The organism is Rhodomicrobium sp. Az07 (assembly GCF_018619475.1).
Lineage (GTDB): Bacteria > Pseudomonadota > Alphaproteobacteria > Rhizobiales > Rhodomicrobiaceae > Rhodomicrobium.
The window spans coordinates 38824-60653 of the sequence record NZ_JAHFZG010000012.1 but is presented as its reverse complement, the minus strand read 5'-3'; the positions used below and the strand labels follow the sequence as shown (position 1 = coordinate 60653).

Here is a 21830-nt window from a genome sequence, read left to right as displayed (position 1 = left end):
AATGGTGAAACAGAAGCCTTTCGTATTGATGGCGGTGGGGCTTACGCTCGCCACCGCCATTTCGCTGACCATCGGTCGCTATCCCATCGGTATCGGAGATGTCTGGGCCTTTGCCCTGGCCAGCGTCGGATTGCATGCCATGCCGCCCGACCGCTATGACTTGCTTCATAATCTGATCGTTGAAATCCGGTTGCCGCGTGTCATGGCGGCCCTTTTGATCGGCGCGGCGCTCGCGTCGTCGGGCGCAGCGTTTCAGGCAATCTTCCGCAATCCACTCGTTTCGCCGGGTGTGCTTGGCGTGCTCGGAGGCGCAAGTTTCGGGGCGGCACTCGGCATGCTTATCTCTGGTAACTGGGTGCTGGTGCAGTCGCTCGCCTTCGCGATGGCACTGACGGCAGTGAGCTTTGGCGTCGTCATCGCGAACCTACTCGGCCGCGGCTCGACCATCGCGCTCGTGCTCGGCGGCATCATCAGCGGCGCGCTGTTCACGGCGATGCTATCCATCGTCAAGTACACAGCCGACCCCTACAACCAGTTACCGGCAATCGTGTATTGGCTGATGGGAAGCCTTGGGTCGGTGGAACTGCACGAAGTCGGCTATGCGGCGGTGCCGATCCTCGTCGGCGTGGTGGGCCTGACAATGAGCGGTCGCGCGCTCGACGCTCTCTCAATGGGCGACGACGAAGCGCGCTCGCTCGGCGTTCCCGTCACACGCGTGCGATACGCGGTCATAGCCATGGCGACGCTCATTTCCGCGCTTTCGGTGTCACTCGTGGGCATGATCGGATGGGTTGGTCTCGTCGTTCCGCATTTCGCGCGCCTTGTCGTCGGACCGCTGAACAGCGTGTTGTTGCCGCTCAGCGCCATGATCGGCGCGATGTTCCTGCTTTTCGCAGACGCCATCGCCCGGATGCTGACCACTGCCGAAATCCCGATCGGGATCATTACCGAATTGCTTGGCATCCCGGCCTTCATGCTTGTGCTTCACCGAGCCCGGAGAGCGTGGGCGTGAAAGACCAGAGGATGAACGGAGCGCAGGGCGAAGCGCCGCTGCTTCTGGAGGCGCGAGACGTCTGTTTCCGGTATGCCGGACGTGAGGTGCTCAAACGCGCAAGCCTCGGCATCGGCGCGGGCGAGATCGTCTCATTGCTTGGAGCAAACGGGGCCGGAAAAAGTACGCTGCTCCGCGTGGTGCTGGGGTTAGCCGTTCCGTCGGCGGGTGAGGTGCTGACCGAGGCTGTGCCACTCCAGCGGCTTTCCCGCCGGGAAATCGCAAAGCGCATCGCCTATGTTCCGCAAGTTCACGCTGCGCCGTTCCCGTACACGGTCCGCGATGTCGTCCTGATGGGGCGGCTTCCGGACAGCGGCGCGTTCCGATCCGCGAGCGCCAGAGATCGGGAAATGGTTGCTGAGGTTCTGGACCGAATCGGCATCGCCTTCCTGGCGGATCGCGTTTACACGGAGATTTCGGGAGGCGAGCGTCAACTCACGCTGATCGCTCGCGCTCTGGCTCAAGAGCCGCGCGTGCTCGTGCTTGATGAGCCCATGTCGGGACTCGATTATGGCTATCAGGCAATCGTCGCGGATCGCCTTCGGGATCTCGCTGCCGACGGTCGCGCGATCCTCATGAGCACGCATGATCCTCATTTCGCGATGGAGATATCGAGCCGCATAGCGCTGTTGGAGCGGGGTCGCATCGAAGCGGACGGAACGCCACGGCACATTCTGACGGTGGAGGCCATTCGAGAGCTTTACCATGTGGACGTGGAATGCTTCGATCTACCGAACGGGCATCGAACTTTTGTCCGCGTGCCGAAGAGACGGTCGCGCTCATAGCCTGAACCAACCGAGTTTGACGCCGAGAGAAGCTCAAGAGCGCCTCTTTTCGTTTGAGCGCCGTTGCCTGTTTCCCCAGAAGGTCGGTCGAAGTGTCGGCCTTGCGTTCGAAAATCGCTTTAGCCGCCGGGCTTGCGTAATAAGACTGCTCGCCATACTCTTTAGTTGAAGCGGACCAGAAAGAAGTCCGCCTGCAGGAAACGCAAAGGGACTTCGGAATCGAAAAGATCCCGAGACAAGAGCGACGTGAGCATTTTTCTTCCGCGCCGCGAGTTGCTTGTCGATATGTGCTCCGCTGACGAGAGCGTCCCTGCCTGAAGGACAACCGTTCGCCCCGCCGGGAGACAGGGTCATGAATCAGCGCGCGATACGCTTGGCATGGGAGGAATTTCAGCAACACGGTCGCAAGGCGCGCCTTCTGCCGCGCGCCATCGCCGCCTCCTGGGAGCGGTCGCGGTCCTTTGGTGTGGGAACCGCCCTGGCGCGCGCTCCCCTCGCAGACGAACCAGAGATCTTTCGGAGGCGCTCGCTGAATGCGTCCTTTCTCGCAGCGTCGCACCCGGCGCTCGAACGCTCGAACGAGATGCTTCGCGACGCCGCAAGCATGATGATCCTCGCGGATCGAACAGGCTTCGTCCTCGAAACGGCGGGAGACGGCCGCGTGGTCGAACAGGGCAAGGGCAACGCGCTTCAGACCGGCGGAGGGTGGCAGGAGGGCGCAATCGGCACGAACGCCATCGGCACCGCGCTCGCCGAACAGCGCCCGGTTCAGGTGACGGGGGCGGAGCATTTCTGCGAGGATGTCCAGCGCTGGAGTTGCGCCGCGGCTCCCGTGCGTCATCCGATTGACGGCGAACTCCTCGGCGCGGTGGACATTTCCGGCCCCGTGGCGACCTTCAATCCGCAAAGCATGGCGTTGGCCGCTGCCATCGGTCGCGAGATCGAGGCGACGCTCGAAAAGGCGGCGAAGCTCGATCACGAGATCCTGCTGCGTCATCTGCTTTCCAAGCGCTCGACATGGCTCAGCGAAGACATCCTTGTGATCGACCGGCGAGGCTATCTGGTGCATTCCACCGAAACGGCGATGCGCAAGATCGATTCGGCTTCCCCCGACGATTTGCCCCGAATGCTCCGTCGCATCATCGGCTCCGCTTCCGCCGAAGCCTGGGAGCGTAACTGCCGCGACCGGTTCCCCAATGCTGGCCTCGAAATCGTGAAGAACGATGGCGAGGTCGCCGGTTGCCTGATCGTGCTGCTCGGCAAGCGAAGCCTGCCCGCGAGCCCGGCCATCGCCCGTGCGCCGAAGCCCGCCGCCGATGCGTTCGACGACATCGTGGGTGAAAGCGCCGTGATGCGCGATATTCGCGACCGCGCGCGGAAGCTCGCCGCGAACCCGCTGCCGGTGCTCATCGAGGGCGAAACGGGCGTCGGCAAGGAGTTGTTCGCACGCGCCATCAAGGCGGCAAGCGCATGCGCGAGCGGCCCGTTCGTGCCGGTGAACTGCGGCGGTATGGCGCGCGATCTCATCGCGAGCGAGTTGTTCGGCTACGTGAAGGGTGCGTTCACGGGCGCGGACGGCAACGGCAGGGCGGGCAAGATCGAGAAGGCCGACGGCGGCATCCTCTGCCTCGACGAAATCGGCGAGATGCCGATGGACCTGCAATCCTATCTGCTTCGCGTGCTGGAAGACGGGATCGTGTATCGCGTCGGCGATCACGAAGGCCGCCCCGTGTCGATCCGGCTCGTGTCCATGACGAACCGCGACCTCATGGACGAGGTGGGGGCCGGGCGCTTCCGGCGCGACCTGTTCTATCGGATCGCCGCCGCGCGCCTTCGTATCCCGCCGCTGCGCGAACGCGGCGACGATGTGCTTGTCCTCGCCGAGCGCTTCGCCGCGAGAACGGCAGCGCGGCTGGGTCGCGCAACGCCCTCTTTTACAAACGATGCCTTGATGTTGCTTCGCCATTACAGTTGGCCGGGCAATGTCCGAGAGTTGCGCAACGTGATCGACGCCATCCTTGCGCTTTGCGAAACCGACCGGATCGACGTCGAGCATCTCCCGCTCGAAATGCGCCTGTGCGACAAGGCTTCCCCTGCGGCATGCGCGGTCCCGGCAGTAGCACCGAAAGCGCCCGCCATCCTTCCGGCGCGGCGCGGGACAAAGACGCCCGAGCGCGCGACTATCCTCGCCGAGGTCGAAGCATGCGCCGGCAATCTCACCGAAGCTGCGCGCCGTTTGGGCATCGCGCGCTCGACGCTGTATGTGCGGCTTGCGAAATATGGCGTCCTGCGCTCTCCGGAAGACTGACGAGCCTCTCCAGCTTTCAGAACATGGCGACGGCGGCTGACGAGGCCGCCTTTCCTTCGTTTGCCGTCCGTTTGTCCTCTTCCGCTGTCCGGACGCCGGACCGGACGCCGGCCGGACGTTAGCGGACGCGGAAAACCGGCTGAGCGGGTGCGGTAAGCCTTTGATCCGGCGAAGCTACATCACCGTGCGACATTCTGGCATGCTCCCTGCGAAAGAAGAGGCATCGGCGCGAAGACGCCGAGCGAAAGGGAGGTCAGAGTGAATTTAGCTGTACGGAACCTGAGAAGCGTGCAGGTGCTCGGTATCGATGCCGGCGGCACCATGACCGATACGTTTTTCGTCGATGCAAACGGCGAGTTCGTCGTCGGCAAGGCGCAGTCCACCCCCGAAAACGAAGCCATCGGCCTCATAAACTCCAGCCGGGACGGGCTGTCGCTCTGGAACATGGAGCTTGGCGAGGCGCTGAGCCAGCTCAACACCGGCGTCTATTCCGGCACCGCGATGCTGAACCGCGTGGTGCAGCGGAAGGGCCTCAAATGCGGGCTGATCGTCAACGCGGGCATGGAAGACTTCCACCGCATGGGCCGCGCCGTCCAGTCTCATCTCGGCTACGCCTATGAAGACCGCATTCACCTCAACACGCATCGCTACGACCCGCCGCTCGTGCCCCGCCATCTCACGCGCGGCGTGGTCGAGCGCGTCGACATGTTCGGCACCGTGGTCATCCCGCTGCGCGAAGACACCGCCCGGCGCGCCGCGCAGGAGCTTATCGCGCAGGACGTGGAAGGCATCGTCATCAGCCTGCTTCACTCCTACAAGAACTCGTCGCACGAACGCCGCGTCCGCGACATCGTCATCGAGGAAGTGGCGAGAAGCGGCAAGACGATCCCCGTCTTTGCGTCCGCCGATTACTACCCCGTTCGCAAGGAGAGCCACCGCACCAACACCACCATCCTCGAAGGTTACGCGGCCGAGCCGTCACGGCAGACGCTGAAGAAAATCTCCGACGCCTTCAAGGAGCAGGGCACGAAGTTCGACTTCCGCGTGATGGCTACGCATGGCGGCACGATTTCGTGGAAGGCGAAGGAGCTTGCCCGCACCATCGTTTCCGGCCCCATCGGCGGCGTGATTGGCGCGAAATATCTCGGCGAAGTGCTGGGTTACAACAACATCGCTTGTTCGGATATCGGCGGAACCTCGTTCGACGTGGCGCTCATCACACAGGGCGAACTCACGATCAAGAACGATCCGGACATGGCGCGGCTTGTGCTGTCGCTGCCGCTCGTGGCGATGGACTCGGTCGGCGCGGGTGCGGGTTCGTTCATCCGGCTCGATCCGTACACGAAGGCGATCAAGCTCGGCCCGGACTCGGCGGGCTATCGCGTCGGCGTGTGCTGGGCCGATAGCGGCATCGAGACGGTGACGATCTCCGACTGTCACATGGTGCTCGGCTACCTGAACCCCGACAACTTCCTGGGCGGCGCGATCAAGCTCGACCGTCAGCGCTCGGTTGACGCGATCAAGAAGCAGGTCGCAGATCCGCTCGGCCTTTCGGTCGAGGACGCAGCGGCGGGCGTCATCGAACTGCTCGACAGCGACCTTCGCGATTATCTGCGCGCGATGATCTCGGGCAAGGGCTATTCCCCCGCAAGCTTCGTGTGCTTCTCGTATGGCGGCGCGGGACCGGTACACACATACGGCTACACGGAAGGGCTTGGCTTCGAGGACGTGATCGTGCCGGCGTGGGCGGCGGGCTTCTCGGCCTTTGGCTGCGCGGCGGCGGATTTCGAATACCGCTATGACAAGTCGCTCGACATCAACCTCGCGCCGGATGCGCCGGACGTGGATCGCGCGAAGGCCGCGGCGGTTCTTCAGGAGGCGTGGGACGAACTGACCCGCAACGTGCTCGAAGAATTCCGTCTCAATGGCTACGAGGCGGACAAGGTCACGCTGCAACCGGGCTACCGCATGCAGTATCGCGGTCAGTTGAACGACCTCGAAATCGAAAGTCCGATCAAGTCGGCGTCGACCGCCGAAGACTGGAACGCGATGGTGGACGCCTATAACGCCACCTACGGCCGCGTTTACTCGGAAAGCGCCCGCTCGCCGGAGCTTGGCTATTCGGTTACCGGCGCAATCATGCGCGGCACGGTGCCGATCCAGAAGCCGAAGATCCCCGTCGATACGCTCCACGGCGACACGCCGCCCGAGGAAGCCAAGATCGGCACGCGCAAATTCTACCGCAAGAAGCGGTGGGTCGATGCGCAGCTCTACAAGATGGAGGCGCTCCTTCCGGGCAACCGCGTCACGGGCCCGGCGATCATCGAATCCGATGCGACGACTTTCGTCGTTCCCGACGGCTTCGAAACCTTCCTCGACGGCCACCGGCTGTTCCACCTGAAGGAAGTCTGAGAGCGGACCGGGCGGCTTCCGCCCGGCTCCACCCCGACCAAAAATGATCGAACAGGGACGAAACGTCATGAACCTCAATGTGAAATCATCGGACTTCAAGACGACCACGCGCGGCATCGTTCGCGGCGGCGAGACGCTGAAACAGCACCGCGACCGGCTGATGGAGGCCACGCGGCTGACAAAGCACTATGCCGGCCTCAAGCAGATGGAACTGCGCGACAGCGAGCCGATTCTCTACAACAAGTTGTTCTCAAGGCTTCGCGCCGGTGTGGTGGATGCCCGCGAGACAGCGAAGAAGATCGCGGCCTCGCCCATCGTGGAGCAGGAAGGCGAACTTTGCTTCACGCTCTACAACGCGGCGGGCGACTCGATCCTCACGTCGACCGGCATCATCATCCATGTCGGCACCATGGGCGCGGCGATCAAATACATGATCGAGAACGACTGGGAGAGTAACCCCGGCGTTCGCGACAAGGACATCTTCTGCAACAACGACTGCCTGATCGGGAACGTCCACCCCTGCGACATCCACACGATCGTGCCGATCTTCTGGGAGGGCGAACTTGTCGGCTGGGTCGGCGGCGTGACGCACGTCATCGACACGGGCGCGGTCGGCCCCGGCTCCATGTGTACGGGCCAGGTGCAGCGCTTCGGCGACGGCTATTCCGTCACCTGCCGGAAGGTGGGCGAGAACGACACGCTGTTCCGCGACTGGCTGCATGAGAGCCAGCGCATGGTGCGCACGACGCGTTACTGGATGCTCGACGAGCGCACGCGCATCGCGGGTTGCCACATGATCCGCAAGCTCGTGGAGGAGGTCATCGCGGAAGAGGGCATCGACTCGTTCTGGAAGTTCGCCTACGAGGCTGTGGAGCACGGGCGGCGCGGGCTTCAGAACCGCATTAAGGCGATGACCATCCCCGGCAAGTATCGGCAAGTGGGCTTCGTGGACGTGCCCTATGCGCATGAAGACGTCCGCGTGCCGTCCGACTTCGCGAAGGTCGACTCCATCATGCACACGCCGTCGGAAATCACGATCCGCGGCGACGGGACATGGCGGCTCGATTTCGAGGGGTCGAGCCGCTGGGGCTGGCACACCTACAACGCCCATCAGGTGAGCTTCACCTCCGGCATCTGGGTGATGATGACGCAAACGCTGATCCCGTCGGAGATGATCAACGACGGCGCGGCCTACGGCACCGAGTTTCGCCTGCCGAAAGGTACGTGGATGAACCCCGACGATCGGCGCGTCGCCTTCGCCTACTCATGGCACTTCCTCGTGTCGTCGTGGACGGCGCTGTGGCGAGGCCTGTCTCGCTCCTACTTCGGGCGCGGCTATCTCGAAGAGGTGAACGCGGGCAACGCCAACACATCGAACTGGCTCCAGGGCGGCGGCTTCAACCAATATGACGAAATCCACGCCGTGAACTCGTTCGAGTGCGCGGCGAACGGAACGGGTGCGACGGCGGTCGGCGATGGCCTCAGCCACGCCGCCGCCATCTGGAACCCGGAAGGCGATATGGGCGACATGGAGATCTGGGAGCTGGCCGAACCGCTTCTCTATCTCGGCCGTCAGATCAAGTCGAACTCGGGCGGCGCGGGCAAGTATCGCGGCGGCTGCGGCTTCGAGAGCCTGCGCCTCGTCTGGAATGCGAAAGACTGGACCATGTTTTTCATGGGCAACGGTCACATCTCATCCGACTGGGGCCTCATGGGCGGCTATCCGGCCGCGTCGGGCTATCGCTTCGCAGCGCACAAGACAGGCCTCAAGGCGCTCATCGAGGAAGGCAAGCCGATCCCGTTCGGCGGCGATACCGACCCGGAGAACCCGGTATGGGACGATCTCATCAAGGGCGCGGTGATCAAGCGCGACAAGCAGGCGATCACCACCGAGGAGATGTTCTCGGATTACGACCTCTACCTCAACTACATGCGCGGCGGCCCCGGCTTCGGCGATCCGCTCGACCGAGACCCGCAGAGCGTCGCTGACGATCTGAACGGCGGCTACCTGCTCGAACGCTTCGCCGAGCGCGTCTACGGCGTCGTCGTGTCGACGGATGCGTCGGGCCTCTATGCGGTCGATGCGGCGGCGACCGACGCCAAGCGGAAGGCAATGCGTAAGGACCGCATCGCCAACGCCGTGCCGGTGAAGGACTGGATGAAGGGCGAGCGCGAGAAAATCGTCGCGAAGACCGGCGTTGGCGATCACGTGAAGCAGATGTTCGCCGCATCGTTCACGCTTGGGCCGAAGTTCGAGAAAGATTTCCGGTCGTTCTGGGATCTGCCGGAAAGCTGGCAGCTCACCGAAGATGAACTCGATATCCCTCATTACGGCTCGAAATACTCGATGGACTTGTCCGAACTGCCGGATGTGAAGCTCGTCCAGTTCGTCGAGGAATAGCAGCCGAACGCGCGCGCCGGTGCCCTCCGCCGGCGCCCCAAACCTATAAAAATCGAGGAAACGCAATGTCCTACACACGCACCAAGATTGCCGATCTCATCGACGGCCGCATCGACCAAGACACGCTGCACCAGATGCTTTCCATGCCGAAGGATGCGGAGCGCTTCGCCACCTATATCGACATCCTTCAGGAACGCCTGCCGTGGAAGGATCGCATCATCCTGCCGCTCGGCCCGAAGCTCTACATCGTTCAGCGCCAGGACACGAAAGAGTGGAAGACCCGCTGCGAATGCGGCCATGATTTCTGCGACTGGAAGGAGAACTGGAAGCTGCACGCGCTCATCAATGTGCGCGACACGCCGCAGAAGCTTGAGCAGATCTATCCCCGCCTGATGGCGCCGACCCCGTCATGGCAGGTGCTGCGCGAGTATTTCTGCCCGGAATGCGGAACGCTTCACGATGTCGAGGCGCCGACGCCATGGTATCCCGTCATCCACGACTTCGAGCCGGATATCGACACGTTCTACAGGGACTGGCTCGGAATGCCCGTGCCCGAGCGTGCTGTCGTCGCCTGACCATCCGAAATCGCGGCCATCCCGACAAAGCAGAGGCGGCGAGCATTTGCCGCCTTATTCTCGCTCTTTGCGACGAGGCGCAGCGAGAACGTTGGAGTCTTTAATGCCGGTGCGGCTCCGCCCGCACCACCGTTGAAGGTTCGCCGCTTCACGGGGGGCCGTCTTCAGGTTTTCATTCCAGGATCGTCGTCCAAGGCGCGGGAATGGCTCGCGGCAGAATCGTAAGCAATTCACAACCGAACTCTCGGCCGATCCGCTTCAGCCACAGCCGATCGACCACCGTCGCAACATCGCCGCGACAAGCGACACGCGGTGTGAGTTGGACGTCGTTTCCGTGCATGTGACTTCGATGTAAGTGCCAGCCGCTCTACACGCGGTGAGAGCTTTTCCAGCGAATGTCGCCCTGGGTTCAACTCACGGCAACATTCGAAGCTTGCAACAGGGGCGTCTACTTCAAGTGAGCCGGGGGCGTAAAGATTGCATAGTTCACGCCGAGCTTGAACGAGCTTGCCGTCAGATCGCCAAGATCCTTGAAGTCGGCGCCATAGCGTCTCTCCCTCTGAGCGTCCGCCGAAATGCCGTCCTGGTAGTCGTAGCAGCAGCCACCGCCTACGTTCGGCTCACCGAAATTGAAGTAAAGGTATTCGGCCTTCACGGACCAGGTGTAGTTCCATTTGTACTCAAGGCCGCCGCCAACGGTCCACCCGGCGAGTGTGTTGCCGTTGTCGGTCGTCGAACTCCAATCGTAATTGTACCCCGTGCCGCCGTTCTCGCGGTTCACGCCAACGCGGAACGAATTGTTCAGCCACGCGAAACCGCCCTTGGCGTAAATCAGCGTGTTGCCCGCCGCGTAGCCGAGGCGGCCGGTGATGTCGCCGTAAAACCCGCCCCTGTTGGTGAAGCGGATTCGCGTTGACGCGTCGGGATCGAGGCCGCGACGGTCATCATCGATATAGATCGTCTTGCTTGCGTCGTCGCGCCAGCCGCCGATGTCAAGCTCGATGCCGTAGATATAGTTGCAGCATTGGCCGAACTGAAAATTATAGCCGAGGGTGAAGCCGCCGAAGACACCCGATCCGCTCAACCCGCCGGTGTAATCGTACCAATAGGGGGATGTCTGGCTGAAGGTATAGTCGTAGTAACGGTTGCGGCCGAAATCGATGTCGGTCCATCCGCCGCCGAGATGCGCGCCGACGTAAAGGCCAGTCCAAAGTGGCGGAGGAGGCGCTGTATCCTTGTAGCTGGCGGGGATGCCGTCTGCGTAGACCGGGATCGCAGCGATTGCCGCTGCGCCGATTGCGGCGGCGCCTGCCAGAATCGTATGCTTGAGAGCCATTCTCTTTCTCTCGCTTGAGTTGCCGGTAGAATCAACGCCGAACGCCTGTCTCACCGATACGCGCGAATTTCCTAAACTTAAAGTTGCAATTTTATCGAATTCGCGCTTTGTGGACGAACCCCGTTCTTGCCCTTCGCAAAGCGCGCGCCTCGCCATGCGCGACGATGATGACCAGCCCATCAGATGTTGTGAACCCGCCCGGCACCTGCCATATTGCGGGTTGCACTTCTGGAGCGCCGCCGTCGGCTTGCCGGCGACAGGGCGCGCAATTTCGATTGACCTTCAAGCGCGTGGGCGAGCGGGATCTTGGCATGAACGGATCGGATTACGGCGCGCCGGTGAGGCTCGCACAGGACAGCAAGATCAGGCTTTACGGGCCGGAAGCCTTCGTCGCGATGCACAAGGCGGGCCAGCTTTGCGCGGTCGCGCTCGACCAGATCGCCGACATGGTGAAGCCGGGCGTCACGACCGAAACCATCGACCGGTTCGTGTTCGACTTCGCGATGGACCATGGCGCCGTGCCCGCAACCCTCAACTATCGCGGCTATACGAAATCCACCTGTACCTCGCTGAACCATGTGGTGTGCCACGGCATCCCCGGCCCGCGCGTTCTCATCGAAGGCGATATCCTCAATGTCGACGTGACGCTGATCGTGGACGGCTGGCACGGCGATTCGAGCCGGATGTATACGGTCGGCAAGGTGGCGCGGAAGGCGGAGCGCCTGATCGAGGTGACGCACGAAGCGATGATGCGCGGCATCGCGGTCATCAAGCCGGGCGCGCATGTCGGCGACATCGGCCACGCGATCCAGTCCTTCGCGGAAGCGGAGCGGTGCAGCGTGGTGCGCGATTTCTGCGGCCACGGCGTCGGCCGCGTCTTCCACGACAAGCCGAACATCCTGCATTACGGCGTGGCTGGCGAAGGCGTGATGCTTGAGGAAGGCATGATCTTCACGGTCGAGCCGATGATCAATCTCGGCAAGCCGCATGTGAAGATGCTGTCGGACGGATGGACGGCGGTCACGCGCGACCGCTCGCTGTCGGCGCAGTTCGAGCACACGGTCGGCGTGACGGCGACGGGCGTCGAGGTGTTCACCTACAGCCCCAAGGGCTATCATCAGCCGCCCTTCCCCATCGCGCAGTAAAATGAAGGAGCGCGGGCGCGCTCCCCGGCCTCGGCCTATTTGTCGAGCAGATCGAGCAGCGCGGCGCTGCCATAGCGTTCACCTGACGCCGCCCCGCGCGGAGCCGCTTCGTCAAGCGCCGCAAGGTCATCGGCGGTGAGTTGAAGCTGCGTCGCTTCGGCGTTCTCTTCGAGATATTTCCGCCGCTTCGTTCCGGGAATCGGCACGATGTCCGACCCTTGCGCCAGCAGCCACGCCAGCGCGACCTGCCCCGGCGCCGCCCCCTTCTCCTTCGCTATTGCCTTCACCGCATCCACGATCTTCATGTTGCGGTCGAAATTCTCGCCTTCGAAGCGCGGCAGCGTGCGACGGAAATCGCCCTCGGGGTATTCCTCGGCCCGTTGCGCCGTGCCCGTCAGGAAACCCCTGCCGAGCGGGCTGTAGGGCACGAAGCCGATGCCAAGCTCCCTGCAGGTCGGCAGCACCTCGTGTTCGACATCGCGCTCCCAGATCGAATATTCGCTTTGCAGCGCCGAGACGGGGAACTCCGCATGCGCGCGTCGCAGCGTTGCGGGCGACGCCTCCGACAGGCCGATGTAACGCACCTTGCCCGCGCGGACGAGATCGCCCATCGCTCCCACCGTCTCCTCGATCGGCACGTTCGGATCGACGCGATGCTGGTAATACAGGTCGATGTGATCGATGCCGAGCCGCTTCAGGGATTCGTCGCACACCTTTTTCGCCTGCTCGGGACGGCCGTTGGCGCGGAACTGGCGGACACCCTCCTCGATCACGAAGCCGAATTTCGTCGCGATGATCGCCTCGTCGCGGCGGTCTTTCAGCGCGCGGCCGACAAGCACCTCATTTGTGAAAGGCCCGTACATCTCGGCCGTGTCGAAGAACGTGATGCCGAGATCGAGCGCGCGATGAATGACTGCGATGCTTTCGGCGTCGTCGGCCGCACCATAGGCGTAGCTCATGCCCATACAGCCGAGGCCAAGGGCGGACACTTCGAGCCCTTGCGTTCCGAGTTTGCGCTTTTCCATGAAAGGCTCCTTTCGTTATTGCCTCGACGCCACCTTAACCATGCCGCATAATGTTACTAGGCCACAGCTTATACTGGTATCGGCGCTAACAGGATGACGGCACGCCATGTCGCTCGCGCATGCAGCTCATGACCGCCGACCGCTCGGCGACTTTCTCCAATCCAGGCGCGCGCGCCTGAACCCGTCAGACTGCGGCTTTCCAGCTGGCCGCCGTCGCACGCCCGGCCTGCGCCGTGAGGAGGTCGCGCAGCTCGCGGGCGTCAGCGTGACATGGTACACATGGCTCGAACAGGGCCGCGAAATTCAGGTTTCCACGCAGACGCTCGAAGGCATCGCGCGGGCGCTGCGGCTCGACCGCGCCGAGCGCGAGCACCTGTTCCTTCTGGCGCAGGGCCGCCCGCCCGCGATGGCCGAGTGGCGGCCGCGCGAAATCACCGACGCGCTCCAGCGCATGCTCGACGGGCTTGCCTATTCCCCCGCCTACATCCGCACAAAGCGCTGGGACATCGTCGGCTGGAACCGCGCCGTTGCGCTGACCTTCGCGGATTACGGCGCGATGGAACCGCATGAACGGAACTCGATCCGCCTCGTCTTCACGCACCCCGCATGGCGAACGCTGATGGTCGACTGGGAGGCCGACGCCAAAAAGGCGCTCGCCATTTTTCGCGCCGACTTCGCGCGCGCGGGCAACGATCCGCGCTTTCTGGAACTGGTCGACGAACTCGACCGTGTCAGCCCGGAGTTTCATCAATGGTGGCCGCGTCACGACGTGCGCAACCACGGCGAGGGCGTCAAGATGGTTCGTCACCCGCAAGTCGGCCAGATGTCGCTCGAATACACCGCCTTCATCGTGGAGAGCGACCCCGACCTCCGCATGGTTGTCTATACGCCTGCGCCCGGTTCGGACACCGGGAACAAGATCGCGCGGCTCGTCGATGGCGGCTAGGTGAAACAACCGCGAAAGCATCTCACACGGAACTTGATGCGCGGAACCCACCGCCGCGCCATTCCTTTTCCTGTCAAAGGAGTGGCAACCATGACAGACCCGACAGCACCGGGCGGACCCGCAGGGGCTGGGCTCCCCGGCGGCATCCCGCCAGATCATCATCCGGGCATCCCGACCGGCCCCGGCCCGGACGCCGTCCCCGGTGCGCCGCCGGACGGCGGCTTCGGCAAGCCGGGCAGGGGCGGCGTGTGGCCCGAACCGCAACCGGAAGGCCAGCCGCGCCCGCCGTCCGAAGGCCCGGACAGCGACATCGCGCCGGACGGCGACCGTCTCCGCGACGACATCGAGAAGGGCACGCGTTGAGCGACAGGCGCGACGCGCGGGTATGGCGTGCGGGCGACCGCAGGCTGCCAGGGCAGCGCGGAACACGGTCCGTCGGGTTTCGTTGAACCTCCGAATTATGGAGCGCAAAATGCCGAAGAACAGGAACAGAGGCGCACAGGGGGGCCGTGCCCGCCACAACAACCAGTCCGCGCAAGCGGTCGGAAAACTCGGCGGCCCCTCGCCCCGACATGCTGAAACGGCGGCGAAGGACGGAAACTTCGCTGAGTTCGATGAAAACGGCGTGCCGGAAACGGGCGAACTCGGGCATAGGCTTGGCGAGGTCGGTCCTGCGTTACAGGGAGACGAGCGCGCTTGGCAAGGGACGACGTGGGAGGCAACCGGCGCCGAGTCGCAGGAAAAGGGCGCCTCGCGCGACAAGCCGGGACGCGTCCGCGACCGATCCGGGAACGGCGCATCCGGGAACGGCCGCGCCTTCGGCAAGACTGGCGGGCGGCGACCTCTGGCTGTCATAACCGGCGCCTCGTCCGGGATCGGCTATGAGCTGGCGCGCGTTTGCGCCACGCAGGGGTTCGATCTCATCGTGGCAGCGTCGAGCAGCGGCATCAAGACGGCGGGCGCTCGCCTCGCGTCGCTTGGCGTCGATGTTCGCGCGGTTCAGACGGACTTGTCGAATGAAGACGGCGTCGATGTCCTGTACGACGCGGTACGCGAAACGGGCCGGGGCGTCGACATCCTGTGCGCGAACGCCGGACGCGGGGTGGGCGACACCTTCCTGAATGAAGACTGGGATGCAATCCGCATGGTGATCGACACCAATGTAACGGGCACCGTCTATCTTCTGCACCGATTTGCGCGTGACATGAAGAAGCGGGGCAGCGGGCGCATTCTTGTAACCGGCTCCATCGCCGGGTTCATCCCCGGGCCGTATCAGGCCGTTTACAACGCGAGCAAGGCTTTCGTCGACAATTTTGCTTACGCTCTGCGGAACGAAATGAAGGACACCGGCGTCAGCGTCACCTGCCTGATGCCGGGCGCGACGGAAACGCCCTTCTTCGACAAGGCCGGGCTCGAAGACACCCCGATGGGTCGAGCGGAAAAGGACAATCCGCTCGATGTCGCGATAACCGGGTTCGCCGCGATGATGCGCGGCGATCCGGCGGTAGTATATGGCATCAAGAACAAGGCTGCGGTCGCGGCAAGCCGGGTGCTCCCGAAGACGTGGGTCGCCGAGGTCCATCGCTGGGTTGCACAGCCGGAAGGAAACCAATGAGCAAGACGACAAAGACTGGCATCGGCTCCTATAAGGCGGAGAACGACAACGCGATTTCGCCCGAGAACGCGGATGCGAAGGTGGGCCAGAAGGCGTGGGACAAGCGCGACAGCGAGAAGCCGGACCAGGCGAAGATCCAGCGCGACCTCGAAAAATACAGCGGGGAGATGGCCGAAGACGCGCCCGGAACCGGCACTCCCGAAGATAATCCGTAGGCGCGCCGAAATCGGCGATGTTGGCGCTATGCCGTCAAATAAAAAAAGGAGCCCTAGCGGCTCCTTTTCTCTTTCATCGCGCAACACTCATATGTTGCTTCGTCCTTTCAGCAGGTAGCCGATCAGCGAAACGACAAGAAGCACGAGAAAGATGTAGAATATGATCTGCGCAATACCGGCTGACGCGCTGGCGATACCGCCAAAGCCGAAGACACCGGCAACAATCGCGATCACAAGGAAGGTCAAGGCCCAGCCTAGCATGGTTTTCTCCCTGGTAATTGCTTTCTCTTGAGGTCAAACACGACTGCACGCCGCCCGTTCCGGAAGATCAGCCGCGTGCAAAGGATTTCGTCGGCGATGGGGAAAAGCGGTCGGCACGGCCCGGCGCAATCTCGCGGAGCCAGAGCGTGCAGGCTATCGCCGCCGCGTCCGCCTCGACGATCCAGAAGCCGTTTGCTTCCCCCCGCATGCGCGACGAAAGCGCGGTCGGCGCGCCCAGCGCGACTAATCGACCGCCGCCGCCCGCTTGCGCCTCAATGGCGAAGCTTCGGTGCGTATGCCCCGACATGAGAAGCGCCACGCCGGACCGCGCGAACGCCCGCAGCGCCTCATCCGCGCGCCGCACCGGCCGCGCGCGCGGTTCGCCCGGCACGCGCAGGAACGGGTGATGCGCGGCCACGGCCTTGAACGCACCCGGCGGCATCGCGGCGAATTCCGCCTCTGCCGCTGCGATGTCACGCCGCCGCGCCGCGCCTTCCTGCCAGCGCAGATGCGGCTGCCAGGACCGCGCCGTGTTGAACCCGAGTACCGCGCCGCCGCCTTCGAACACCGGCATCAGATGCGGTGTGCCGGTCGCCTGATGAAAGCGGTGGAACGGGTCGGCGAAGCGCTGAAGCAGATTGAAATAGGGCAGGTCGTGGTTTCCAGGCAGCACGAGCGCGGGCGTGCGAAGCGCGGCGAGCCAGGTCTTCGCAGCCTCGAATTCGCGTCGTCGCGCGCGCAGCGTCAGATCGCCCGCGACCACGATCACGTCGGGGCGTTCCGCTTCCATCGCTTCGCGCAGCGCGTCTTCGAGGCCGACCGGCACGCTGCCGAAGTGAAGGTCCGCGCAAAGGGCAATTTTCATCGCGAGTCTTTTGAAACAGGCGCGAGCACGGTGAGCGCTGCGGGCCGGACCCGGTATGTGAGCGGCGTCCGCATCCGCACGACCTCGCCATCGTTCGACAGGCGTAGCGTTTTTCTGCGCCGCGTCATGATCGTGACCTCCGAGGCGCTGAGTTGTTCGAGGCGGTCGTCGCCCCGCCAGAGCCCGAGCGCGGCGCGGGCGAGCACCCACATCAGACCAAGCCCGCTATGCGGCTTCGCGATGTAAACTCCGAGTTTTCCATCGGAGAGCGCCTTGCGGGAAAACACGAGACTTGGGCGCTCGTCATAGAGGTTGTTCGAAACCGCCAGCGAAAATACCCGCACGCGCTTGCGGTGTTCCTCCGCTCCATCGATGGCGATGTCGAGACGACCGCGTGACGCGATCACCGTTTTCAGAAGCGCGAAATAGCCGCGAAGCCTCTCGCCCAGAGGGCGGCCGCGCAAGGCCTGCCGCTCGGCGCTGATCTTTGGCGGCAAACCCAGCAGCGAGTTGCAGAGAAACGGCTCGCCGTTAACCTCGGCGACGTCGATCTTATGGAACTCGCCGGAGGCCAGCGCTGCGAGCGCCGCGTCGGGCTCAAGCGGAATGCCGAGATCGCGCGCGAGACGGTTCACCGTACCGAGCGGAAGGATGGCGAGAGCGGTTCCGGTACCGAGCACGCGTCGCGCCGCGCTGGTGACGGTGCCGTCGCCGCCCCCCGCGAGAAGCACGTCGGGACTGGCCGCAACCGCGCGTTGGAGCGCCGCATCCATCGTGTCCGGCTCGACGAGGTTTACGGTAATCGAGTGCCCCGCCGCCTCGAACGCCGCTCGCGTCTTGTCGGCCAGGCTGTCGCCCGAGACGCCAAGCGTTTGCCCCGCGCGACCGTTGATGACCGCATGCACGCGCATTCTCGTCCCCCCCGCGCTTCCAGTCGACCGATCCTAAACACCGGAACCGGGCGCCGGTTCAAGAATGCGTGGACGTCTGCCGCACTCGCGTGAGCGTCCGGCGGAGGCTCGGTTACGCCGAGCACTTCCCGAGAGCCTTGAGCAGAACGGTGGCGAGATCGCTTTGCCCGAAAGGCTTGATAAGGAGCGGACGACTCGCGTACCGTTCATCCGGTGCGCCGCAATAGCCACTCGCAAAGACGAAGGGGATGTTGCGCCGTTCGAGTTCTTCGGCAACCGGCGTTATGGTCTCGCCCGCGACGTTGATGTCGAGCACTGCCACATCGAAGGAAACCTGATCGAGTTTTTGCAGTGCGGTGCCGATCCTGTGCGCGGAGGCGGCCACGACGCAACCCAGCTCTTCGAGAAAATCCTCCATGAGCATGGCCACGAGAACCTCGTCTTCCACGAAAAACACGCGCACGCCGGTGAGTGAATTCTCCATTTTCCTGTTGATGCAATCGGAAGCCGGTTCAGTCGGCGGGTAAGCCCGCATGTGTGAAACCCGTCTGTTTCTGATAGAGCTGGGACACTACCGCACTTTGGCAAAAGCCGTCTATCGGCTTTTCTTTCGAGCAAAGCTTGGGCCGCTTGATAATTAATGAGCGGATCGAAAGAGAGGCATTTGTGTTAATCTCAAGCGTTACGCAACCGGAGTGGACGATGAAGCTTTTCGAATGTCAGCATTGCGGGCAACTGGTCTATTTCGAAAATACCGTGTGTGAACGTTGCGGCTATGCCCTTGGTTTTCTTCCCGATGTCGCGCAGATGACGGCTCTGAGGCCGAACGGCGACGGGACTTTCACGCCTTTGGTCGACGCCGCCCACGCCGTCTCGTACTGCGCCAACTACGAGCATGGCGCATGCAACTGGCTCGTCGACAATCCGGGAGATCTTTGCCGCGCCTGCCTTCTGAACCGAACCATTCCAGACCTGACGGTGCCTGAGAACCTGCGCCGGTGGCGGCGCATCGAGGCGGCGAAGCATCGCCTCGTCTACAGTCTCTTGAGGCTGGGCCTGCCGGTCGAGAGCAAGACCGAAGCGCTGGATTCCGGCATCGCTTTCGACTTTCTCGCACCGCCGCCGGGCGCGGATGGGCAGGGCACGATCATCACCGGCCATGACAATGGCGTCATCACGCTGAACGTCGCCGAGGCCGAAGACGCCATCCGCGAGAAGATCCGCCAGAGCATGCACGAGCCGTACCGCACTCTGCTCGGGCATTTTCGCCACGAAATCGCGCATTATTATTTCGACCGGATCGTGACGCAGCGGCCGGGCTACGACCTGTTCCTCGCCACCTTCGGCGACGAGACGGCGGATTATGGTGAGGCGCTGAAGGAACACTACGCGAACGGCGCGCCTCTTGCCTGGCAGGAAAGTCACATTACGGCCTATGCGAGCGCGCATCCGCACGAGGATTGGGCCGAGACCTTCGCGCATTATCTGCACATGGTCGACACGCTGGAGACGGCCTACGCGTGCGGCATTCACGTGCGCCCGCGAGCCGGTCAGGACGACAGTCTTGCCGCGAGCGTCAGCTTCGATCCGTACACGCGGCAGGATTTCGAGACGATCATCGACGCGTGGCTTCCCGTCACCTTCGCGGTAAACAGCATCAATCGCAGCATGGGCATCGACGATCTCTATCCCTTCGTGATTTCGCCTGCCGTCATCGACAAGGTTCGCGTTGTCCACGAAATCATTCGCGCGAAGGGCGCCAATGCCGCTTCGGCCAAGGCGACAGCCGAGAACCGCGGTTTTGCGACGCGACTCGCCAACCTCTTTGCCTGACCTCGTTCAGATTTCGATGAACGTACCGAGTTCCACCACGTCTTCGGGCGGGATACAGAAGAAGTTGGTGGCGGTCGTTGCGTTCTTCGTGAGAATGATGAAGACCTGCTCCTGAAGCGCCGAAAGGTCGGGTGAAGTCGACGGGACAGGGATGGCGCGGCCCACGAAATAGGAGACCTCGGCGGCCGGATCGAAGAACAGTTCCGCGCGCCGCTCCGCCGCCGCCCGCCGGAGCGCGCGGGGCACGTTCGGCGTTTCAGCGAAGCCGAAGCGAAGGATGACGCGGATAAAACCGTGCTGGAGTTCCTCGGCGAAAACGCGCCTCTCTTTCGGCACGCGCGGAATGCGTTCGGTGATCACCGTCAGGAGCACGACCGTTTCGTGCAGGCATTTGTTGTGCCGCACATTGAGATGCAGAGATGGAGGAATTCGATCCGGGCGACTTGTCAGATAAACGGCGATGCCCGGCACCCTGCACATATCCGCTCCTTTGACCTCGTCCCAGAAATTTTCGAAAGTCGGGTTTTCCCGCGCGATGCGCTCGTTGAGCACCACCCGGCCGCGCCGCCACGTGACCATTGCCGTGAAGATCCCCGCGCCCACGAGCACCGGCAGGAAGCCGCCCTCGAAAAACTTGATGAGGTTCGCGCCGAAGAAGGCGAGGTCGACGACGAGGAAAAGTGAAATGATCAGCGCCGTCCTGATGAGGCTCCACCCCCAGACATGGCGCGCCACGACGGCGACAAGCAGCGTCGAGACCACCATCGTCGTCGCGACGGCGAGACCGTATGCGCCCGCGAGCGCGCTCGACGATTCGAAATACAGGACGAGGCCGAGCACCGCCGCCGCCATGAGCCAGTTCGCCTGCGGAATGTAGATCTGGCTCGCCTCCGTTTTCGAGGTGAAGCGAATTTCCATGCGCGGCATGAAACCGAGCGAGACGGCCTGTTGCGTGATGGTGAACGCGCCGGTGATGACGGCCTGGCTCGCGATGATGGTCGCCGCTGTCGCGAGCGCGACGGCCGGATAAAGGAGGTAGTCGGGGAACAGATAGAAGAAGGGGCTGGCCCGCGCCTCGGGGTTTTCGAGCACGAGCGCGCCTTGACCGAAATAGTTGAGCATCAGCGCCGGGAGCACGATCGAAAACCAGTCGATCCGGATCACCTTGCCCTCGAAATGGCCCTCGTCTGCGTAAAGGGCCTCGGCCCCCGTCAGCGCGAGGAACACCGAGCCGAGCACGTGGAATCCGATCCAGCCATGCGTCGCGATCAGGTCGAGACCGTACATGGGGTTCACGGCGACGAGGATGTCGGGTCGGGCGACGATATGGGGAATGCCCGCCAGCGCGAGAACGGTGAACCAGACGATCATGACCGGGCCGAAGATTCGGCCGATGGACGCCGTACCGCGATATTGCAGCAGGAAAAGCGCAGCGAGGATGCCCGCCGCGATGGGCACGATGAACGGCTTGAACACGGGCGTCGCGACTTCCAGCCCCTCCACGGCCGAGAGAACCGAAATCGCCGGTGTGATGATGCAGTCGCCGTAGAACAGCGCGACGCCGACGAGTCCGACAAGGATCGCGATTTCGCGCGAGCGCTCGGACTTCAACGCATCCACGGCCAGCGCGGTCAGCGCCATCACGCCGCCCTCGCCGTCGTTTGTCGCGCGCATGATCACGAGCACATACTTGATCGACACGACAATGATCAGCGCCCAGAACACGAGCGACACGCAGCCGAGAGCGATGGGTCTGAGCGCGTCCACATTTCCGGCGGAAGCGAGCGCCTCCTTGTAGGCGTAGAGCGGGCTCGTGCCGATGTCGCCGAACACGATGCCGAGCGCGCCGATAAGCGCTGCATTGCGGAGCGGCTGCGGCTCGGCCTTGGTCAATGCTTCAGTCGCCATGGCTTGCCGCCCCCTCGTCGCGCCGTTCAACATTCAGCCAATCGCAAACACGTTTCCCGCTGAAACGATCCGTGTTCGCTTGAGACGAGGCTTTATGACAACCGGGTTACGGCTTTGATAGAGGTTTCTCAAGCATTGGAAAAATCGCTCGTGCGTCGCTTGGGGGAGCGCCGCGCCGGGCGCCCTCATCGGGGTTCGGCCGAACAAGATTCGCTCAAGCCAAGCCGACTAGCCTGCC

General features: G+C 63.2%; 19 protein-coding genes. 12 read left to right on the top strand and 7 right to left on the bottom strand.

The genetic code is table 11. The features are described 5' to 3' along the window. Position 1 precedes the first annotated feature (1 nt). The 6 genes from KKP04_RS10300 to KKP04_RS10275 all read left to right on the top strand — a co-directional run bounded on the left by KKP04_RS10300 (position 2) and on the right by KKP04_RS10275 (position 9532). Positions 2 to 1012: an iron ABC transporter permease gene (locus KKP04_RS10300; RefSeq protein WP_215030437.1), complete on the top strand. Its 1011-nt coding sequence runs from the start codon at positions 2 to 4 to the stop codon at positions 1010 to 1012. Beyond that, complete coding sequence (locus KKP04_RS10295; RefSeq protein ID WP_371818764.1) at positions 1009 to 1836, top strand: ABC transporter ATP-binding protein; 828 nt, start codon at positions 1009 to 1011, stop codon at positions 1834 to 1836. Before KKP04_RS10300 ends, KKP04_RS10295 begins: the two co-directional genes overlap by 4 nt. A gap of 352 nt (positions 1837 to 2188) precedes the next feature. Next, positions 2189 to 4144: a sigma-54-dependent Fis family transcriptional regulator gene (locus KKP04_RS10290; protein WP_215030434.1), complete on the top strand. Its 1956-nt coding sequence runs from the start codon at positions 2189 to 2191 to the stop codon at positions 4142 to 4144. Between the two features lie 258 nt (positions 4145 to 4402). Continuing rightward, positions 4403 to 6556 carry a hydantoinase/oxoprolinase family protein gene (locus KKP04_RS10285; protein ID WP_215030431.1) on the top strand — a complete coding sequence of 718 codons (2154 nt, stop codon included), beginning with the start codon at positions 4403 to 4405 and terminating at the stop codon, positions 6554 to 6556. 67 nt (positions 6557 to 6623) lie between these two features. Then, positions 6624 to 8957 carry a hydantoinase B/oxoprolinase family protein gene (locus tag KKP04_RS10280; protein ID WP_215030420.1) on the top strand — a complete coding sequence of 778 codons (2334 nt, stop codon included), beginning with the start codon at positions 6624 to 6626 and terminating at the stop codon, positions 8955 to 8957. Between the two features lie 65 nt (positions 8958 to 9022). Further along, positions 9023 to 9532, top strand: coding sequence for an acetone carboxylase subunit gamma (locus tag KKP04_RS10275; RefSeq protein WP_215030418.1), 510 nt, complete (start codon positions 9023 to 9025; stop codon positions 9530 to 9532). A 448-nt stretch (positions 9533 to 9980) separates the two neighbouring features. Here KKP04_RS10275 and KKP04_RS10270 read toward each other — a convergent pair whose 3' ends face one another. Beyond that, the gene (locus KKP04_RS10270) at positions 9981 to 10868 is read right to left on the bottom strand and encodes an outer membrane protein (protein ID WP_215030416.1); all 888 of its coding nucleotides are present in this window, start codon (positions 10866 to 10868) and stop codon (positions 9981 to 9983) included. Positions 10869 to 11179: 311 nt separating this feature from the next. Between KKP04_RS10270 and map the strand changes: the two genes are divergently transcribed. Then, a complete protein-coding gene (map, locus tag KKP04_RS10265; protein WP_215030413.1) occupies positions 11180 to 12013 on the top strand; it encodes a type I methionyl aminopeptidase in 834 nt (277 codons plus the stop codon). Between the two features lie 35 nt (positions 12014 to 12048). Here map and KKP04_RS10260 read toward each other — a convergent pair whose 3' ends face one another. Beyond that, a complete protein-coding gene (locus KKP04_RS10260) occupies positions 12049 to 13038 on the bottom strand; it encodes an aldo/keto reductase (RefSeq protein WP_215030410.1) in 990 nt (329 codons plus the stop codon). A 106-nt stretch (positions 13039 to 13144) separates the two neighbouring features. Between KKP04_RS10260 and KKP04_RS10255 the strand changes: the two genes are divergently transcribed. The 4 genes from KKP04_RS10255 to KKP04_RS10240 all read left to right on the top strand — a co-directional run bounded on the left by KKP04_RS10255 (position 13145) and on the right by KKP04_RS10240 (position 15814). Beyond that, entirely contained in the window at positions 13145 to 13984 is an 840-nt protein-coding gene (locus KKP04_RS10255; protein ID WP_215030407.1) for a helix-turn-helix transcriptional regulator, read from the top strand. Between the two features lie 90 nt (positions 13985 to 14074). Continuing rightward, a complete protein-coding gene (locus KKP04_RS10250; protein WP_215030404.1) occupies positions 14075 to 14347 on the top strand; it encodes a hypothetical protein in 273 nt (90 codons plus the stop codon). Positions 14348 to 14456: 109 nt separating this feature from the next. Next, positions 14457 to 15599, top strand: coding sequence for an SDR family NAD(P)-dependent oxidoreductase (locus KKP04_RS10245; protein ID WP_215030401.1), 1143 nt, complete (start codon positions 14457 to 14459; stop codon positions 15597 to 15599). Continuing rightward, a complete protein-coding gene (locus tag KKP04_RS10240; RefSeq protein ID WP_215030398.1) occupies positions 15596 to 15814 on the top strand; it encodes a hypothetical protein in 219 nt (72 codons plus the stop codon). Before KKP04_RS10245 ends, KKP04_RS10240 begins: the two co-directional genes overlap by 4 nt. Positions 15815 to 15901: 87 nt before the next feature. Here the strand turns inward: KKP04_RS10240 and KKP04_RS10235 are convergent, their stop codons facing one another. From KKP04_RS10235 to KKP04_RS10220, 4 genes are all read right to left on the bottom strand, one after another. Beyond that, positions 15902 to 16075 (bottom strand): DUF1328 domain-containing protein, encoded by a 174-nt coding sequence (locus KKP04_RS10235; protein ID WP_215030396.1) that lies wholly within the window; start codon positions 16073 to 16075, stop codon positions 15902 to 15904. Positions 16076 to 16142: 67 nt separating this feature from the next. After that, the gene (locus KKP04_RS10230) at positions 16143 to 16940 is read right to left on the bottom strand and encodes a metallophosphoesterase (protein ID WP_215030393.1); all 798 of its coding nucleotides are present in this window, start codon (positions 16938 to 16940) and stop codon (positions 16143 to 16145) included. After that, entirely contained in the window at positions 16937 to 17851 is a 915-nt protein-coding gene (locus KKP04_RS10225) for a diacylglycerol kinase family protein (RefSeq protein ID WP_215030390.1), read from the bottom strand. The genes KKP04_RS10230 and KKP04_RS10225 overlap by 4 nt, the downstream gene beginning before the upstream one ends. A 112-nt stretch (positions 17852 to 17963) precedes the next feature. Further along, positions 17964 to 18335, bottom strand: a complete 372-nt coding sequence (locus KKP04_RS10220) for a response regulator (RefSeq protein WP_215030387.1) — start codon at positions 18333 to 18335, stop codon at positions 17964 to 17966. A 218-nt stretch (positions 18336 to 18553) separates the two neighbouring features. Between KKP04_RS10220 and KKP04_RS10215 the strand changes: the two genes are divergently transcribed. Next, on the top strand, positions 18554 to 19684 hold the full coding sequence (locus tag KKP04_RS10215; protein ID WP_215030383.1) for a putative zinc-binding metallopeptidase: 1131 nt from the start codon (positions 18554 to 18556) through the stop codon (positions 19682 to 19684). A 6-nt stretch (positions 19685 to 19690) separates the two neighbouring features. On the opposite strand, the gene KKP04_RS10210 is transcribed toward KKP04_RS10215, so the two are convergent. After that, positions 19691 to 21592: a potassium transporter Kup gene (locus KKP04_RS10210; RefSeq protein WP_215030380.1), complete on the bottom strand. Its 1902-nt coding sequence runs from the start codon at positions 21590 to 21592 to the stop codon at positions 19691 to 19693. Positions 21593 to 21830 lie beyond the last annotated feature (238 nt).

Bases quoted from the DNA above. Each gene is read 5' to 3' on its own strand.
- KKP04_RS10230 (WP_215030393.1), bottom strand. From the start codon at position 16,940: ATGAAAATTGCCCTTTGCGCGGACCTTCACTTCGGCAGCGTGCCGGTC.
- KKP04_RS10225 (WP_215030390.1), bottom strand. From the start codon at position 17,851: ATGCGCGTGCATGCGGTCATCAACGGTCGCGCGGGGCAAACGCTTGGC.
- KKP04_RS10270 (WP_215030416.1), bottom strand. From the start codon at position 10,868: ATGGCTCTCAAGCATACGATTCTGGCAGGCGCCGCCGCAATCGGCGCA.
- KKP04_RS10300 (WP_215030437.1), top strand. From the start codon at position 2: ATGGTGAAACAGAAGCCTTTCGTATTGATGGCGGTGGGGCTTACGCTC.
- KKP04_RS10240 (WP_215030398.1), top strand. From the start codon at position 15,596: ATGAGCAAGACGACAAAGACTGGCATCGGCTCCTATAAGGCGGAGAAC.
- KKP04_RS10235 (WP_215030396.1), bottom strand. From the start codon at position 16,075: ATGCTAGGCTGGGCCTTGACCTTCCTTGTGATCGCGATTGTTGCCGGT.
- KKP04_RS10250 (WP_215030404.1), top strand. From the start codon at position 14,075: ATGACAGACCCGACAGCACCGGGCGGACCCGCAGGGGCTGGGCTCCCC.
- KKP04_RS10210 (WP_215030380.1), bottom strand. From the start codon at position 21,592: ATGGCGACTGAAGCATTGACCAAGGCCGAGCCGCAGCCGCTCCGCAAT.
- KKP04_RS10245 (WP_215030401.1), top strand. From the start codon at position 14,457: ATGCCGAAGAACAGGAACAGAGGCGCACAGGGGGGCCGTGCCCGCCAC.
- KKP04_RS10290 (WP_215030434.1), top strand. From the start codon at position 2,189: ATGAATCAGCGCGCGATACGCTTGGCATGGGAGGAATTTCAGCAACAC.
- KKP04_RS10260 (WP_215030410.1), bottom strand. From the start codon at position 13,038: ATGGAAAAGCGCAAACTCGGAACGCAAGGGCTCGAAGTGTCCGCCCTT.
- map (WP_215030413.1), top strand. From the start codon at position 11,180: ATGAACGGATCGGATTACGGCGCGCCGGTGAGGCTCGCACAGGACAGC.
- KKP04_RS10275 (WP_215030418.1), top strand. From the start codon at position 9,023: ATGTCCTACACACGCACCAAGATTGCCGATCTCATCGACGGCCGCATC.
- KKP04_RS10220 (WP_215030387.1), bottom strand. From the start codon at position 18,335: ATGGAGAATTCACTCACCGGCGTGCGCGTGTTTTTCGTGGAAGACGAG.
- KKP04_RS10280 (WP_215030420.1), top strand. From the start codon at position 6,624: ATGAACCTCAATGTGAAATCATCGGACTTCAAGACGACCACGCGCGGC.
- KKP04_RS10255 (WP_215030407.1), top strand. From the start codon at position 13,145: ATGTCGCTCGCGCATGCAGCTCATGACCGCCGACCGCTCGGCGACTTT.
- KKP04_RS10215 (WP_215030383.1), top strand. From the start codon at position 18,554: ATGAAGCTTTTCGAATGTCAGCATTGCGGGCAACTGGTCTATTTCGAA.